We start from the raw sequence: 14893 nt of genomic DNA on the forward strand, positions 1-14893 counted from the left end.
CGCCGACAACAGTCCAGAAGCCCCGCGATTCGGCGAAATGGCCTCCCAGCGTGTGCCACGCGATGCCTGGGTACTCAGCACGCAGCGCGGCCAGGCCCGCGGCGGCCAACCCACAACGCTGATACTGGGGGCCACGTGTGCGGTTGCTCGACCCAGCCGAGACCGCAGCGGTGGCATACCTGGTAATCGACGGAGAGCGCGAACTTCCCGTCCAGATTGGCGGCGCGCTGACACCACCCGACCCGGTCACCCGAGACCGTGTCCTGCCACGGCGTCCCAGCTCGGGGACTACTGGTAGGCCGTACTGTCGGCCGAGCCTCCCGCGGCTGATCCACTGCAGCGCTTCGCGCCAAGGTTCCCGCCCAGATACGCGCCCGACCTCGTGCGCACGCTGAGCAAGGGTCCGAGCCGCACGCTCTCGCTCATCTGCGATGGCCATACCGCCATGGTGCCCGAGTCATCGCGCGCCAGGGCAGGGCTTCGCACCGGCGTCGATCGCCGGACCGCACCCGGGGTTGGCCCCCTGTGCGGCCCCCACCGGCGAACAACTTGTCCGGCCACTACAAACAGGTGGGCTGTCGGGTCGTGCGCCGACAACTGACTCCCCGGCTTACGGGTGACCCGCACAGGGGCACTACAAGTGACCTAGATCACCAAAAGTTGATCTCGCGATTTGGGACACTCGGCGCGCACCGCCCCTGGAGGACACGCCCCGCGACCGAAATCCGACGAATCTAACGCCGTGCCAGCGACCATCTGGCACGACGACCCAAAATTGGTCCAGACAACAAGAAAGCCCCAGGCCGTTGACCTGGGGCTTTCCTTCCGAGCGGGCGACGAGAATCGAACTCGCGCTATAAGCTTGGGAAGCTCATGTTCTACCATTAAACTACGCCCGCCTGATCGGCCGTCAGGAGACTGGTCGATCAGCACTCACTCTACCCCATCGCCGCAGACGCCCCTACCGATCTTCCTGGGCGGGCCGGGCGAGGTCACGGGCCTGTGGTGGTCTCGTGCGGGGGTGGTGGCTCGGGCGTGGCGCGTGGGTGCGGGGGCGTACTGTGTGGGCCGCGCGGGATGCCCGGCGGTGCTCCGGTGGGCAGTGCGGAGGCGGTCCGGCTCCGACGCTCCGGGTGTTCTCCGGTCGGCCTCGCGCGGGTCTTCGGGGCGGCGAGCCGCTGTGCGGAATGTCTGGAAGATCCCCTAATGTGACGGCTGTCCCGCGATGCAAGTCCCGTCGGGGCGCTATGAGTACGGGGAAAGAATGGGAAGGGGATCGATGGACCAGCGCGCCGTCGTTCGTTGTGCCGAGGGGCACCTGTTCAGCACCAGCACGTTCCCGATGCAGAATCTCGGGCCGGCCCGGCTCGGCCCCGGCCGACTGATCCGGTGTCCGCAGTGCGGACGGATGCGCAGCTCGGTGCTCGCCGATGTGCGGGCGCTGTCGGCGCCGCAACTGGCGCGGGCGATGCGGCTGGAGGCCGCGGAGTTCCTGGCCTGAGTGCTCGGGGTGTGACGGGGCGGGCGTCGGCCGATTGGGCCGGGGCCCGCCCCTGCACGTAACCTCGAAGCGTGCTGCTCTCTGACAAGGACATTCGTGCCGAGATCGACAAGGGCCGGGTCGTCATCGACCCCTTCGACCCTTCGATGGTCCAGCCTTCAAGCATCGACGTTCGCTTGGACCGCTTCTTCCGGGTGTTCGAGAACCACCGCTACCCGCACATCGACCCCTCGGAGGAGCAGCCGGATCTGACCCGGCTGGTCGAGCCCGAGGGCGACGAGGCGTTCATCCTGCACCCGGGTGAGTTCGTGCTGGCGTCGACGTACGAGGTCATCACGCTGCCCGACGACGTCGCCTCCCGGCTGGAGGGCAAGTCGAGCCTCGGCCGGCTCGGGCTGCTCACGCACTCCACGGCCGGATTCATCGACCCCGGGTTCAGCGGGCACGTCACGTTGGAGCTGTCCAACGTCGCGACCCTGCCGATCAAGCTCTACCCGGGCATGAAGATCGGCCAGCTCTGCCTGGTCCGGCTCTCCTCGCCGTCCGAGCACCCGTACGGCTCCGAGCGCTACGGCTCGCGCTACCAGGGCCAGCGCGGCCCGACGGCCTCGCGCTCGCACCTGAACTTCCACCGCTCCCAGGTCTGACCCGGTCCGGTCGGAGAACGCAGCAACGGGCGGCCGCTCCCAGCACGGTAGCGGCCGCCCGTCGGCGTGTCCGGGGGTGTCAGGCGCGCTTGGGACGGGTGATCGCGGTCAGCTCGCCGCCGTCCTCGGTCAGGCGCAGCTCGGTGCGGAGCTCCGCCAGTTCGCCGAGGTGGCCCAGGTGGGTGCCGCCGCAGAAGATCGTGGCGGGGCCCTCGGGCAGCTCGCAGTGCCACTGGCGGCGGGCGGTCAGCTCGGGGCCGGGGGCCTCGATGCGGACGGCGGCGTCGGCGGCGACCCAGGCGGCGAGCAGGTCGTTGACGGCCGCGGTGAGGGCGGGCAGCGCATCGGCGAGGGCGGGCAGCTCGTCGGTGGCCTCGGCCGTGAAGCCCTTCTTCCGCAGCGACTTGCCGAGCCGGTAGGTGTCGGTGCTCGCCTCGGTGTCCATCACCGAGGACGCCATCGCGAGGCTGTCGAAGTCCGGGTTGCCGAAGGCGTCGGCGCGGCCCGGATCCTTGCGCCAGCGCGGGGCGAGGGCGGCGTTGAGGGCCAGGGCGAGCAGGTGGCAGCCGCTGTGCGAGGCGCTGAGTGCGGCCCGGCGCCGGGTGTCGACGGCGAGTGCGGCCGGACGGCCGGTGATGTCGCCCGGGTCGCCGGCGAGCACGTGCAGGACCAGCCAGGCCCACTCCTCGTCGCCGCGCCGCACCGGGATGTCCGCGCCGACCAGCAGGTCGCCGCCGTCCGGGCCGACGGCGCCGGTGAGGCAGTCCACGACCGGCAGCTCGATCCCGTCGACGGTGAGCGTGCCGGTGTCGGCGGGCTGGTCGGGCCAGGTGTGGTCGAGCGGGTGGAACGGGGTGGCGCCGGTGACGACGGCGTACCGGCCGTCCGTCAGCGGGTGGACCGCGAGCACGGGTGACTCGCCGGACACCGCCCCGGACGGGAAGGTGACATGGGTGGTGGAGAGGGTCATTCGCTGGCTCCGAGCGGGTGGTACGAGGGTGGGTGGTGCGGCAGGTGGTGCGAGGACGTGGGTGGTACGAGGGCGGCACGCGGGTGGGCGGCTCAGCCCAGCGTCGGCAGCTTGATGAGGACGAGCAGGGCCAGCAGCTGCAGCGAGGCGGCCCCGGCGGCCTTGCCCCAGGGCAGGTCGTGGACCCGGCGGACCATGGTGGTCAGCAGGACGGCGCAGAGCACCCAGGTGGCCCAGCCGACCGCCTGGACGACCACGTTGTCGGCCGGCAGGAACAGGGCGAGCAGCAGGCGGGGCGCGTCGGTGGTCCAGCCGATCAGGACGGCCAGGCCGACCGTCGACTGCCAGGGGCCGTCGCCGCCGAACTGCCGGGCCAGCCCGTAGGTGACGGCGCCCAGCATCGCGCCGGCGACGCTGAAGACGACGGCCGCGGCGGCGAGGGCGGTCAGCGCGACGGTGAAGGTCGAGTCGAGCACGTCGTCGCGGGTCAGGCCGAGGCCGAGCACGGCGAGTACGCCGTAGACCGCCGAGACCGTGAGCGCCGGCAGCCAGACCTGGTGGTCCCGGGCGCGGTCGAAGGTGGCGGACGGCGAGCGGTAGATGCCGGTCAGCAGCTCGCGCCAGCGCGGCCGGGGCCCCGAGACGTGCGGGGCGGACTGGCCGCCGGCCCGGTAGACGGCGACGTTGTCCTGGCCGTACTCGGGCGCGTAGCCGTCCTGGCCGTAGCCGCTCGGGTCGTAGCCGTCCTGGCCGTGGCCCTGCTGTGGGTACCCCTGCTGGGGGTAGCCGTCGCCGTACGGGGCGCCCTCCCCGGTCGGGAAGGCCCGGGTGTGGCCGGGCTGGTCCGAGGCGTACGGGTCGAAAGCGCCCTGCGGGGGCCCGGGCGCAGGGGTGTACGGGGCCCGGGGGTCGTACGGTCCCTGCGGCGGCCCGTAGCCGTCCGTCCCGGACGCGGCCGCACCGGCCGCGCCGTTCCCGGACGCGCCAGATCCACCGGGCGTCCCCGCGGCGGGGCCGGGGCGTTGGGGCGCCGTGAAGTACTCGGGTCCGCCCGTCTGCCCGTACTGCTGCTGCGGGTGCCCCCCAGGGGGAGCCGTCCACCCCCGGGGGTCGGCGCCCGGACCGTTGTCGTATCGATTGCCAGCCACGTTCCGAAGGTACCGGTACCGCCGCCCGGACGGCGGTCGATCATGGGGCCCGGACCGGATTGCAGCGAGCCTGTGACGGGCGGGCGGCGCCGGCCGGTCTCCCGGAGCCGCCCGCCCCGCCGCTCTCAGCGCTCGGCGCCGACCCTCGGCGCGTGGATGGCGGCCGCCGCCGAGGCGCCGGCCGGGCAGCCGCCGGGGCCGGCGGTGGTCCGTACCGCGCCGACCGGCAGCAGCGTGCCGCAGGCGATCCGGATGCCGCTGGGCAGCTCGTTGTCGGCCTCCACCGTCGCGCCGTCGCCGATCACGGCGCCGTCGAGCGAGGTGCGGGCGCCGATCACCGCGTACGCGCCCACGATGGAGTCCTTCACCAGGGTGTCGGGGCCGATCGAGGCGCCCGGCAGGATCACACTGCCCTCGACGATGGCGCCGGCCTCGACGACCGAGCCCTCGGAGACCACCGTCCCGGCGCCGAGTACGGCGCCGGGGTGGACGGTGGCGCCCGGCAGCAGCAGGGCGTCACCGGTGGGGCCGGGGACGGCCGGGGAGTCGACCTTGCCGAGCACCAGGTCGGCGGAGCCGCGCACGAAGGCGGCGGGTGTGCCGAGGTCCAGCCAGTACGAGGTGTCGACCACGCCGCGCAGCAGGGCGCCGGTGGCCAGCAGCTCGGGGAAGGTCTCGCGCTCGACCGACACCTCCCGGCCGGCCGGGATGCGGTCGATCACCGAACGGGTGAAGACGTAGCAGCCGGCGTTGATCTGGTCCGTGACGATCTGCTCGGGCGTCTCGGGCTTCTCCAGGAACTCCAGCACCCGGCCGTCCTTCGCGGTCGGCACCAGGCCGAAGGCGCGCGGGTCCTCGACCCGGGTGAGGTGCAGGGTGACGTCCGCGCCGGCGGCCACGTGGCCGTCGCGCAGCGCGGCGATGTCGACGCCGGACAGGATGTCACCGTTGAAGACCAGCACCGGGTCGTCGGGCCCGCAGGTCAGGCCCGAGGCCGCGTTGCGGATGGCGCCGCCGGTGCCGAGCGGTTCGCGCTCGGTCAGGTAGACCAGTTCGATGCCGTACGGGGTGCCGTCCTGGAAGTGGTCCTCGAACACCTCTGCCAGGTACGAGGTGGCCAGGACCACCCGGGTGACCCCGGCGGCCGCCGCGCGGGCCAGCTGGTGCGCGATGAAGGGGACGCCCGCCACGGGGAGCATGGGCTTGGGGGTGTGGGTCGTCAACGGGCGCAGTCGCGTGCCCTTGCCGCCGACCAGCATGATCGCCTCGGTCATGGTCTGCGCTGTTCCCCTTGTGCTCCGGTGCGGCGCCGCCGCGGTGCGGCCACAGCGCCTCCGCTGTTCGGTGTGACCCTCCCGGTCGGTCTCCGGGTGCGGGCCGGACCCGCACGGCGCGGGTCAGGCGCCTACTGTATTTCCTTCCCGTGAGAGCAGGTCCAGTCGGCTGCCCGTTCGGCGGGAGGTACGGGCCCGGTGGCCCGTCGTACGACCGGGCCCGGCCCACGCCGAGTGGCGTGGGCCGGGCCCGGGTTGTAGCAGAACTGTCGCGTGGCGCCGCGCGGGCGGTGCCGGGGACGAATGACCCGAACGGGGGTCAGGCGTCGACGGTCTCGCTCTGCGCCTCGGCGCCCGGCAGGGCCTTGACGGAGTCCAGCAGCAGCTGGGCGACGTCGACGACCTTCAGGTGCTCCTTCACGGCGCCCTCGCCCGTGGCGCCGCCGTTCGACGCCTTCTTGCCGTTCACCGAGTCGGAGAGCATCACGAGGCAGAACGGGCAGGCGGTGGAGACGATGTCGGGGTTGAGGGAGAGCGCCTCGTCCACCCGCTCGTTGTTGATGCGCTTGCCGATCCGCTCCTCCATCCACATCCGCGCGCCGCCCGCGCCGCAGCAGAAGCCGCGCTCCTTGTGACGGTGCATCTCCTGCTGGCGCAGACCGGGGACCTTGTCCATGATCTCGCGCGGCGGGCTGTAGACCTTGTTGTGCCGGCCCAGGTAGCAGGGGTCGTGGTAGGTGATCAGGCCCTCGACCGGGTTGACCGGCAGCAGTCGGCCCTCGTCGATCAGGTGCTGCAGCAGCTGGGTGTGGTGGATGACCTCGAAGTGGCCGCCCAGCTGCGGGTACTCGTTGGCGATGGTGTTGAAGCAGTGCGGGCAGGTGGCCACGATCCGCTTGGTCGGGGCGTCCTCCAGCGCGGCGTTCAGCGTCTCGACGTTCTGCGCGCCGAGCATCTGGAACAGGAACTCGTTGCCGAGGCGGCGGGGGGAGTCGCCGGAGCAGGTCTCCTCCTTGCCGAGGATCGCGAACTTGACGCCCGCGGTGTGCAGCAGCTCGGCGAAGGCCTTGGTGGTCTTCTTCGCGCGGTCCTCCAGGGCGCCGGCGCAGCCGACCCAGTAGAGGTACTCGACCTCGGCGGGGTCGATGTCCTCACCGATCACCGGCACCTCGATGCCGGTCTCCTTCTTGAGCTCCTTCACCCAGTCGAGGCGGGCCTTGGTGGCCATGCCCCACGGGTTGCCCTTGTTCTCCAGGTTCTTGAGCATCGTCCCGGCCTCGGTCGGGAAGGAGCTCTCGATCATCACCTGGTACCGGCGCATGTCGACGATGTGGTCGATGTGCTCGATGTCCACCGGGCACTGCTCGACGCAGGCGCCGCAGCTGGTGCAGGACCAGAGCACGTCCGGGTCGATGACGCCGTTCTCCTCGGCGGTGCCGACCAGCGGGCGCTCGGCCTCGGCCAGCGCGGCCGCGGGGACGTCCTTGAGCTGCTCGGCCGTGGCGATCTCGTTGCCCTCGGCGTCCTTGCCGCCGCCGGCCAGCAGGTACGGCGCCTTGGCGAAGGCGTGCTCGCGCAGGCTCATGATCAGCAGCTTGGGGGACAGCGGCTTGCCGGTGTTCCAGGCGGGGCACTGCGACTGGCAACGGCCGCACTCGGTGCAGGTGGAGAAGTCGAGGATGCCCTTCCAGGAGAAGTGCTCGACCTGGGAGACGCCGAAGACGGCGTCGTCGGCCGGGTCCTCGAAGTCGATCGGGGCGCCCCCGCTGGTCATCGGGCGCAGCGCGCCCAGCGCCACGTCGCCGTCCTCCTCGCGCTTGAAGAAGATGTTGAAGAAGGCGAGGAAGCGGTGCCAGGCCACGCCCATCGACGGGTTGACGCCGATGGTGATCGCCCACGCGAAGGAGATGCAGATCTTCAGCATCGCGAACAGGTAGATCAGGTTCTCCAACGTCCCGCGCGACAGGCCCCGGAAGGCCACCACCAGCGGGTAGGAGATCAGGTAGGCGGCCTCGTACGACTGGACGCCCGCGAGGGCGCCCTCCAGACCGCGCAGCACCATGATGCAGATGCCGATGCCGAGGATCGTGTACTCGACGTAGAAGGCCTGCCAGGCGATCGAGCCGGCGAAGCGCGACTTGCGGCCGGCCCGGCCGGGCAGGCTGAGCAGGCGGATCACGATCAGGGTGGCGATGCCCAGCGTGGTGAGGGCGCCGACCAGCTCGGTGAAGATCTCGAACGGCAGCCAGTGGCCGATCACCGGGATGACCCACTCGGCGTCGAAGAGCTGGCCGAAGGCGGTCACCAGGGTGCTGATCAGGGTGAAGAAGCCGACCGCGACGAACCAGTGGGCGACGCCGACGACGCCCCACCGGTTCATCCGGGTGTGGCCGAGGAACTCGACCGCCACCGTCCTGGTCCGGGCGACCGGGTTGCCGGTGCGGGTGGAGTCCGGTTGGCCGGTCTTCACCACCTGGTAGATGTACGCGGCCGCACGGGCGGCGAGCGCGGTGCCGATCACAGTGGTGACCAGCGAGATGACGATCGCTGCTAGCTGCATCGGCTCTCCGTCTCCTGCGGCTGGGTGTGCACGGGTAGTAAGGTCCGGACCGATTGTACTCATCGGTAACTTGCTGGGTGGACCTCGGCGGAGATTACCGCGCGTTAACCTCCGGTCAGAAGACGTGGCAGGTATGGCGGCAGTCACTTAGGGCCTGCTCACCCGCATGGCCCCTCTGTTGGGTGGGCTCGGCTCGCCTCCGGGGCGCTTCGGTCCGGCGCCGACGGTCGTCGCTCCCGCGGTCGCTTCGCTCCCTTCCTCGCTCTCTCCCTTTCGGCACCGGCGCGCCCCTTCGGCTCGCTCGCGGGCTGTGGGGGCTCGGCTCACCTCCGGGGCGCTCTGGTCCGGTGCCGACGGTCGTCGCTCCCGCGGTCGCTTCGCTCCCTTCCTCGCTCTCTCCCTTTCGGCACCGGCGCGCCCCTTCGGCTCGCTCGCGGGCTGTGGGGGCTCGGCTGGTCCGGGGTTGGGGTCGGGGTCGGGGTCGGGGGCTGGGGCGCTGGTCGGGGGGCTTCGGGGAGGAGGCGGCGCAGCAAAGTTGAGTGGTGTCCACTCAACGCTGTTGACGGTGAGCATCTCGTCATGCATGCTTGAGCCTGTAAAGCTCAACTCTTCCGTGGAGGTATTTACGATGGCACGCGCGGTCGGTATCGACCTCGGCACGACGAACTCGGTCGTCAGCGTTCTGGAGGGTGGCGAGCCCACCGTCATCACGAACGCCGAGGGCGCTCGGACCACGCCGTCCGTCGTCGCCTTCGCCAAGAACGGCGAGGTGCTCGTCGGCGAGGTCGCCAAGCGCCAGGCGGTCACCAACGTCGACCGGACCATCCGTTCGGTCAAGCGTCACATGGGGACCGGGTGGAAGGTCAACCTGGACGGCAAGGACTTCAACCCCCAGCAGATCAGCGCCTTCATCCTGCAGAAGCTCAAGCGGGATGCCGAGGCCTACCTGGGCGAGACGGTCACCGACGCCGTCATCACCGTCCCGGCGTACTTCTCCGACTCGGAGCGCCAGGCCACCAAGGAGGCCGGTGAGATCGCGGGCCTCAACGTCCTGCGCATCGTCAACGAGCCCACCGCGGCCGCCCTGGCCTACGGCCTGGACAAGGACGACCAGACCATCCTGGTCTTCGACCTCGGCGGCGGCACCTTCGACGTCTCCCTGCTGGAGATCGGCGACGGGGTCGTCGAGGTGAAGGCCACCAACGGTGACAACCACCTCGGTGGTGACGACTGGGACCAGAAGGTCGTCGACCACCTGGTGAAGGTCTTCCAGTCCGGTCACGGCGTCGACCTCTCCAAGGACAAGATGGCGCTCCAGCGCCTGCGCGAGGCCGCCGAGAAGGCGAAGATCGAGCTGTCCTCGTCCTCCGAGACGTCGATCAACCTGCCCTACATCACGGCCTCCGCCGAGGGCCCGCTGCACCTGGACGAGAAGCTCACCCGGGCCCAGTTCCAGCAGCTGACCGCCGACCTGCTGGAGCGCTGCAAGACGCCGTTCCACAACGTCATCAAGGACGCGGGCATCTCGCTCTCCGAGATCGACCACGTCGTCCTGGTCGGTGGCTCGACCCGTATGCCGGCCGTCGCCGAGCTCGTCAAGGAGATGACCGGCGGTCAGGACGCCAACAAGGGCGTGAACCCGGACGAGGTCGTCGCCATCGGCGCCGCCCTGCAGGCCGGTGTCCTGAAGGGCGAGGTCAAGGACGTCCTGCTGCTCGACGTCACCCCGCTGTCCCTGGGTATCGAGACCAAGGGCGGCATCATGACCAAGCTGATCGAGCGCAACACCACGATCCCGACCAAGCGCTCCGAGATCTTCACCACGGCCGAGGACAACCAGCCGTCCGTGCAGATCCAGGTCTACCAGGGCGAGCGCGAGATCGCCTCGTACAACAAGAAGCTCGGCATGTTCGAGCTGACCGGCCTGCCCCCGGCCCCCCGTGGCCTGCCGCAGATCGAGGTCACCTTCGACATCGACGCCAACGGCATCATGCACGTCGGCGCGAAGGACCTCGGCACCGGCAAGGAGCAGCGGATGACCGTCACCGGTGGCTCCGCGCTGCCGAAGGACGACATCGAGCGCATGATGCGCGAGGCCGAGCAGTACGCCGAGGAGGACCACAAGCGTCGCGAGTCGGTCGAGACCCGCAACCAGGCCGAGCAGCTCGTCTACTCGACCGAGAAGTTCATCGCGGACAACGCCGACAAGCTCCCGGCCGACGTCAAGACCGAGGTCGAGACCGCCATCGGCGAGCTCAAGGACGCCCTCAAGGGTGAGGACATCGCGGCCATCCGCGAGGCCACCGAGAAGGTCTCCACCACCGCCCAGAAGCTCGGCACGGCGCTCTACGCCAACGCCGACGCCTCCGGTGCCGCCGCTGCCGGTGACGGCGCGTCGGCCGGTGCGGCCCCCGAGGACGACGTGGTCGACGCCGAGATCGTCGACGACGAGAAGCCCAAGGGTGGTGCGGCATGACGGAGAAGCCGCAGGGCGCTGAGCCCGGCGACGACTCCACCGCCGAGGAGGCTGTCCTGAAGGCCGCCGAAGAGGCTGTCTCGGGCGACAACACCTCGGAGGAGCTCGCCGCTGCCAAGCGTGAGCTGGCCGAGCGCACTGGTGACCTCCAGCGCCTCCAGGCCGAGTACCAGAACTACCGCAAGCGGGTCGAGCGGGATCGGATGACGGTCCGTGAGATCGCGGTCTCCAACATCCTGGAAAGCCTGATCCCGGTCCTGGACGACATCGGCCGGGCCCGCGAGCACGGCGAGGTGACGGGTGGCTTCAAGTCCGTCTCCGACAGCCTGGAGACGGTCGTCGCCAAGCTGGGCCTGCAGCAGTTCGGCAAGGAGGGCGAGCCCTTCGACCCGACGATCCACGAGGCGCTGATGCACAGCTACTCGTCGGACGTCACGGAGGACACCTGCGTGCAGATCCTCCAGCCGGGCTACCGGATCGGCGAGCGGATCATCCGCCCGGCGATGGTCGCGGTGGCGGAGCCCCAGCCGGGCACCCAGACCACGGCCGCCCCGGACGACGCCGACAAGGCGGAGGACGGCGACGCCGACAAGGCTGACGGTGGCGCGGAAAGCTGACACCCTGTGCGCTGCGGGGTCGTACGTCGTCCAGTACGGCGAACGGCTCCGCAGCGCCGTATCCGCCGACGGTTCCGATACCGTCGGCAGCGGATCCACTGAGCACGGATCTATTGACTCTGGGAGGTGGCGGCAGCCATGAGCGGCAAGGACTACGTGGAAAAGGACTACTACAAGGTCCTCGGCGTGCCCAAGGACGCCACCTCGGCGGAGATCAAGAAGACCTACCGCAAGCTGGCCCGCGAGTTCCACCCCGACGCCAACAAGGGCGACGTCAAGGCCGAGGACCGCTTCAAGGACATCTCCGAGGCCTATGACGTCCTGTCGGACGACAAGCGCCGCAAGGAGTACGACGAGGCCCGCACCCTCTTCGCCAACGGCGGCTACCGCTCCGGCGGCCCCGGCGGCGGCAACTACAGCTTCGACTTCGGCGACCTCTTCACCGGCACCCAGGGCCCCCAGGGCGGCGGTGGCGGCGGGATCGGCGACGTGTTCGGCGGCCTCTTCGGCCGGGGCGGCCGGCAGGCCCAGCCGCGCCGGGGTGCCGACGTCGAGACCGAGGTCACCCTCAGTTTCGAGGAGGCGGTGGACGGCGCGACCGTGCCGCTGCGGATGACCAGTCAGGCCCCCTGCCGTAGCTGCAGCGGTACCGGTGCCCGGGCCGGCACCACCCCGCGGGTCTGTCCGACCTGTGTCGGGGCCGGCACCGTCAGCCGTGGCCAGGGCGCCTTCGCGCTCTCCGAGCCCTGCCGGGACTGCCGGGGCCGAGGCATGATCGTCGACGACCCGTGCGCCGACTGCCACGGCAGCGGACGCGCCAGCTCCGCCCGCACCATGCAGGTCCGGATCCCGGCCGGCGTCCAGGACGCGCAGCGGATCCGGCTCAAGGGCAAGGGCGCGCAGGGCGAACGCGGCGGCCAGCCGGGCGACCTCTTCGTCCTCGTGCACGTCGACCCGCACCCGGTCTTCGGGCGCAAGGGCGACAACCTGACGGTGGCGGTGCCGGTGTCCTTCCCCGAAGCGGCGCTGGGCGGCACCATCGAGGTGCCGACACTCAAGGGCCCGTCGGTGAAGCTCAGACTGCCCGCGGGGAGTGCCAACGGCCTCACGCTGCGGGCTCGTGGAAAGGGCGCCACCCGCAAGGACGGCACCCGCGGGGACCTGCTGGTCACCGTGGAGGTCGTGGTACCGCAGCACGTCACCGGCGACGCGCTGTCGGCCCTGGAGCAGTACCGCGAGGCCACCGCCTCGGACGACCCGCGAGCCGACCTCTTCCGGGCGGCGGAGGGAGCGTGACCCGACATGAACCGTGACTCGATCGGTGTCGGCCTCGGCGACGGCCTCCCCGGAGGCCCCCGCCCCGGCCGTGCCACCCGCAACCCGGCGGGCGTGCCCGCGTACGTGCTGACCGAGGACACCCCGGTCTACGTCATCTCGGTCGCCGCCGAGCTGTCCGGGCTGCACCCGCAGACCCTGCGCCAGTACGACCGCCTCGGCCTGGTCTGCCCCGACCGTACGGCCGGCCGTGGCCGCCGCTACTCGGCCCGGGACATCCAGCAGCTGCGCGAGGTCCAGCGGCTCTCCCAGGACGAGGGCATCAACCTGGCGGGAATCAAGCGGATCATCGAGTTGGAGAACCAGGTCGCCGCGCTGCAGTCGCGCATCACCGAACTGGCCGACTCCCTGGAGGGCGCCGCCAGCGCGCTCCAGCAGCGGGAGGCCGCCGTGCACGCCTCCTACCGGCGTGACCTGGTGCCCTACCAGCAGGTCACGCAGTCGAGCGCGCTGGTGGTGTGGCGCCCGAAGCGCTAGTTCCCGTTTTTCGTATGACGACGCCGTGCGGCCCGGGATCCTTCCGGCCGCACGGCGTCGTCACGGAAAAAGCCTGCCCCCCGGACAGGGGGTGTCCATCGGCCCGCCGACGTGGCAGTCTGCCTCCCGCACCATCTCCCGCCGGATCCCTGTGCGATGCTCGGTCCCCCTGTGCCACAGTTGCGGCTTAGGATCGTGCAGGACTCGCTACCGGACCGGGAGCAAAGGTTCGGTCAGAGGCAAGGAGCCGCGCATGGGTGGGGCTGAGGAGCCGGGTCTCACAGCCAGCGGCCTCGGCCGCCTGTCGCCCGAAGCCCGCGCTCTGTACAAGGCCGCCGTGCAGGCACACGGTCGGCTGATTCCCGCCGAGGGCGATGTCAACGAGGACGGCCATCTGCGCGAACTGGTCGACATCGGCCTGCTCGTGCCCGACGTGGAGGATCCCGGCACGCTGATCGCCGTCGATCCGAAACTGCTCTCCGCCGGGCTCAGCGCGGCCTGGCAGCGCAGGGCCCTGGAGCTGCTGAGCCGGGCGGTCGCGCTGCCGGCGGACTTCCAGGAGCTCAGCCAGGCGTACGGCCAGGTAGGCAGGGGTTCCGAGGCCGGTGGGCCGGTGGAGCACCTGCACGGCAAGACCGAGATCAACCAGCGGCTGGCCGAGCTGATGGAGAGCAGCGCCAAGGAGGTGCTGAGCGCCCAGCCCGGAGGCGGTGCCCGTTCCTTCCCGACCGCGGCGGCGATCGCGCTCGACGTCGGCATGCTCCGGCGCGGTGTGTCCCGGCGGACGATCTACCAGCCGAGCACCCGTTACTCGGCGCCGACCCGTGAATACGTCGCCGCGATGACCGAGGCGGGCGGTGAGGTCCGCACTCTTGCCGAGCCCTTTACCCGCATGATCGTCGTCGACCGCGCCACGGCGATCATCCCGATCAGCGGGGACACCGAGCGGGCGGCGTTCATCCGGGACGAAGCCGTGATCGGCTTCTTCGTCAGCCTCTTCGAGAGCTGCTGGGAGCGGGCCATCCCATTTCAGGGGGGTCACGAGGTGCCGCCCGAGGTGCTCTCCAGATTGCGGGAGAACATTCTCCGAATGATGTTGCAGGGCGTCGGGCACCGTGTGATCGCGCGCAACCTCGGGCTCAGTGAGCGCACGCTGGCGAGGCACATCGCGGACCTGCGTGAGGAGTACGCCGCAGAGACGCTCTTCCAGCTCGGCTGGAAGCTGTCGGAGAGTCATCGTGCGCTGCCGTTGTTCGGCAGCGACGACGACTCCGAATAATCCGGGCCTCAGGTCCAGATCACGTCGGCCATCGTGGTGACGGTGGCCTTGCCTGCCACAGGGGGCGCTGCCGGTGCGGTTGCCGGCTGGGCCTGGGAGCCTTCGGCGCGGGTCCAGATCACATCAGCGTGAACCGGACCCGAACTCAAGAGGACCGCCGCGCCGGCGAGTATGACCGATGCCACGAAACGGCGCGCGTTGCGCACGAGGACCACTTCCCATCAGACGAAGCTGCTCTCGGCTCGTTCGACCTTGTTCGAGCCACTGGGCCGATTATGGTGCACAACCACGGGCATGTCAGTGACGCACTCGTCTCACCTGTTCGAGGGCGTGCTCACTCTTCCAGGATCGGGGTATCGATCGGGCGTGTTCGGCGTGTCATCTAACTGCCTGGCAGTGAGATGACACCACGTGCCAGTGGACTCGTCACCGCGCCCGGGGACACGATCAGTGCACCGACCGATCGTTGAGCGACGAAGCGTCAGCAATCGTCATGCGCACTTCATCTTTTCCATGTTAAACCATGCCCTGTCAACCCCTGAGCATGTTCCGAACAGCCGCTTCGCCCACTGGGATATGGCACTCACCCGGTCGGCCTTTCGACGGAGT

11 protein-coding genes, 1 tRNA gene and 1 pseudogene are annotated in these 14893 nt (G+C 70.4%); 7 read left to right on the forward strand and 6 right to left on the reverse strand.

Annotation, left to right across the window (positions count from 1 at the left end):
* Positions 1–828: 828 nt before the first annotated feature.
* Positions 829–899: transfer RNA gene (locus OG823_RS17465), tRNA-Gly, on the reverse strand.
* A 380-nt stretch (positions 900–1279) separates the two neighbouring features.
* Between OG823_RS17465 and OG823_RS17470 the strand changes: the two genes are divergently transcribed.
* Positions 1280–1501, forward strand: coding sequence for a hypothetical protein (locus tag OG823_RS17470; protein ID WP_371480508.1), 222 nt, complete (start codon positions 1280–1282; stop codon positions 1499–1501).
* 71 nt (positions 1502–1572) lie between these two features.
* A complete protein-coding gene (dcd, locus tag OG823_RS17475) occupies positions 1573–2148 on the forward strand; it encodes a dCTP deaminase (protein WP_371480509.1) in 576 nt (191 codons plus the stop codon).
* A 79-nt stretch (positions 2149–2227) separates the two neighbouring features.
* On the opposite strand, the gene OG823_RS17480 is transcribed toward dcd, so the two are convergent.
* From OG823_RS17480 to OG823_RS17495, 4 genes and pseudogenes are all read right to left on the reverse strand, one after another.
* Complete coding sequence (locus OG823_RS17480) at positions 2228–3118, reverse strand: metal-dependent hydrolase (RefSeq protein ID WP_371480510.1); 891 nt, start codon at positions 3116–3118, stop codon at positions 2228–2230.
* A 92-nt stretch (positions 3119–3210) separates the two neighbouring features.
* Positions 3211–4266: a YIP1 family protein gene (locus OG823_RS17485; protein WP_371480511.1), complete on the reverse strand. Its 1056-nt coding sequence runs from the start codon at positions 4264–4266 to the stop codon at positions 3211–3213.
* Positions 4267–4475: 209 nt separating this feature from the next.
* Positions 4476–5540 (reverse strand): annotated as a pseudogene (locus OG823_RS17490) (sugar phosphate nucleotidyltransferase); the annotation flags it as partial.
* Between the two features lie 319 nt (positions 5541–5859).
* Positions 5860–8100, reverse strand: coding sequence for a (Fe-S)-binding protein (locus OG823_RS17495; RefSeq protein ID WP_371480512.1), 2241 nt, complete (start codon positions 8098–8100; stop codon positions 5860–5862).
* 628 nt (positions 8101–8728) lie between these two features.
* Between OG823_RS17495 and dnaK the strand changes: the two genes are divergently transcribed.
* The 5 genes from dnaK (at position 8729) to OG823_RS17520 (ending at position 14284) form a co-directional block, all read left to right on the forward strand.
* The gene (dnaK, locus tag OG823_RS17500; protein ID WP_371480514.1) at positions 8729–10576 is read left to right on the forward strand and encodes a molecular chaperone DnaK; all 1848 of its coding nucleotides are present in this window, start codon (positions 8729–8731) and stop codon (positions 10574–10576) included.
* Entirely contained in the window at positions 10573–11193 is a 621-nt protein-coding gene (gene grpE, locus OG823_RS17505) for a nucleotide exchange factor GrpE (RefSeq protein WP_371480515.1), read from the forward strand. Before dnaK ends, grpE begins: the two co-directional genes overlap by 4 nt.
* Before the next feature lie 138 nt (positions 11194–11331).
* Positions 11332–12489 carry a molecular chaperone DnaJ gene (dnaJ, locus tag OG823_RS17510; protein ID WP_371480516.1) on the forward strand — a complete coding sequence of 386 codons (1158 nt, stop codon included), beginning with the start codon at positions 11332–11334 and terminating at the stop codon, positions 12487–12489.
* Positions 12490–12495: 6 nt separating this feature from the next.
* Positions 12496–13005, forward strand: coding sequence for a heat shock protein transcriptional repressor HspR (locus OG823_RS17515; protein WP_371480517.1), 510 nt, complete (start codon positions 12496–12498; stop codon positions 13003–13005).
* Positions 13006–13258: 253 nt separating this feature from the next.
* Positions 13259–14284 carry a hypothetical protein gene (locus OG823_RS17520; protein WP_371480518.1) on the forward strand — a complete coding sequence of 342 codons (1026 nt, stop codon included), beginning with the start codon at positions 13259–13261 and terminating at the stop codon, positions 14282–14284.
* 8 nt (positions 14285–14292) lie between these two features.
* On the opposite strand, the gene OG823_RS17525 is transcribed toward OG823_RS17520, so the two are convergent.
* On the reverse strand, positions 14293–14490 hold the full coding sequence (locus OG823_RS17525; RefSeq protein WP_371480519.1) for a hypothetical protein: 198 nt from the start codon (positions 14488–14490) through the stop codon (positions 14293–14295).
* Positions 14491–14893 lie beyond the last annotated feature (403 nt).

This window comes from Kitasatospora sp. NBC_00315, from assembly GCF_041435095.1.
GTDB lineage: Bacteria > Actinomycetota > Actinomycetes > Streptomycetales > Streptomycetaceae > Kitasatospora.

What these genes read in the sequence shown, in the direction of transcription:
- OG823_RS17470 (WP_371480508.1), top strand. Translation starts at nt 1,280, where the DNA reads ATGGACCAGCGCGCCGTCGTTCGTTGTGCCGAGGGGCACCTGTTCAGC.
- OG823_RS17480 (WP_371480510.1), bottom strand. Translation starts at nt 3,118, where the DNA reads ATGACCCTCTCCACCACCCATGTCACCTTCCCGTCCGGGGCGGTGTCC.
- OG823_RS17495 (WP_371480512.1), bottom strand. Translation starts at nt 8,100, where the DNA reads ATGCAGCTAGCAGCGATCGTCATCTCGCTGGTCACCACTGTGATCGGC.
- dnaK (WP_371480514.1), top strand. Translation starts at nt 8,729, where the DNA reads ATGGCACGCGCGGTCGGTATCGACCTCGGCACGACGAACTCGGTCGTC.
- grpE (WP_371480515.1), top strand. Translation starts at nt 10,573, where the DNA reads ATGACGGAGAAGCCGCAGGGCGCTGAGCCCGGCGACGACTCCACCGCC.
- dnaJ (WP_371480516.1), top strand. Translation starts at nt 11,332, where the DNA reads ATGAGCGGCAAGGACTACGTGGAAAAGGACTACTACAAGGTCCTCGGC.
- OG823_RS17515 (WP_371480517.1), top strand. Translation starts at nt 12,496, where the DNA reads ATGAACCGTGACTCGATCGGTGTCGGCCTCGGCGACGGCCTCCCCGGA.
- OG823_RS17520 (WP_371480518.1), top strand. Translation starts at nt 13,259, where the DNA reads ATGGGTGGGGCTGAGGAGCCGGGTCTCACAGCCAGCGGCCTCGGCCGC.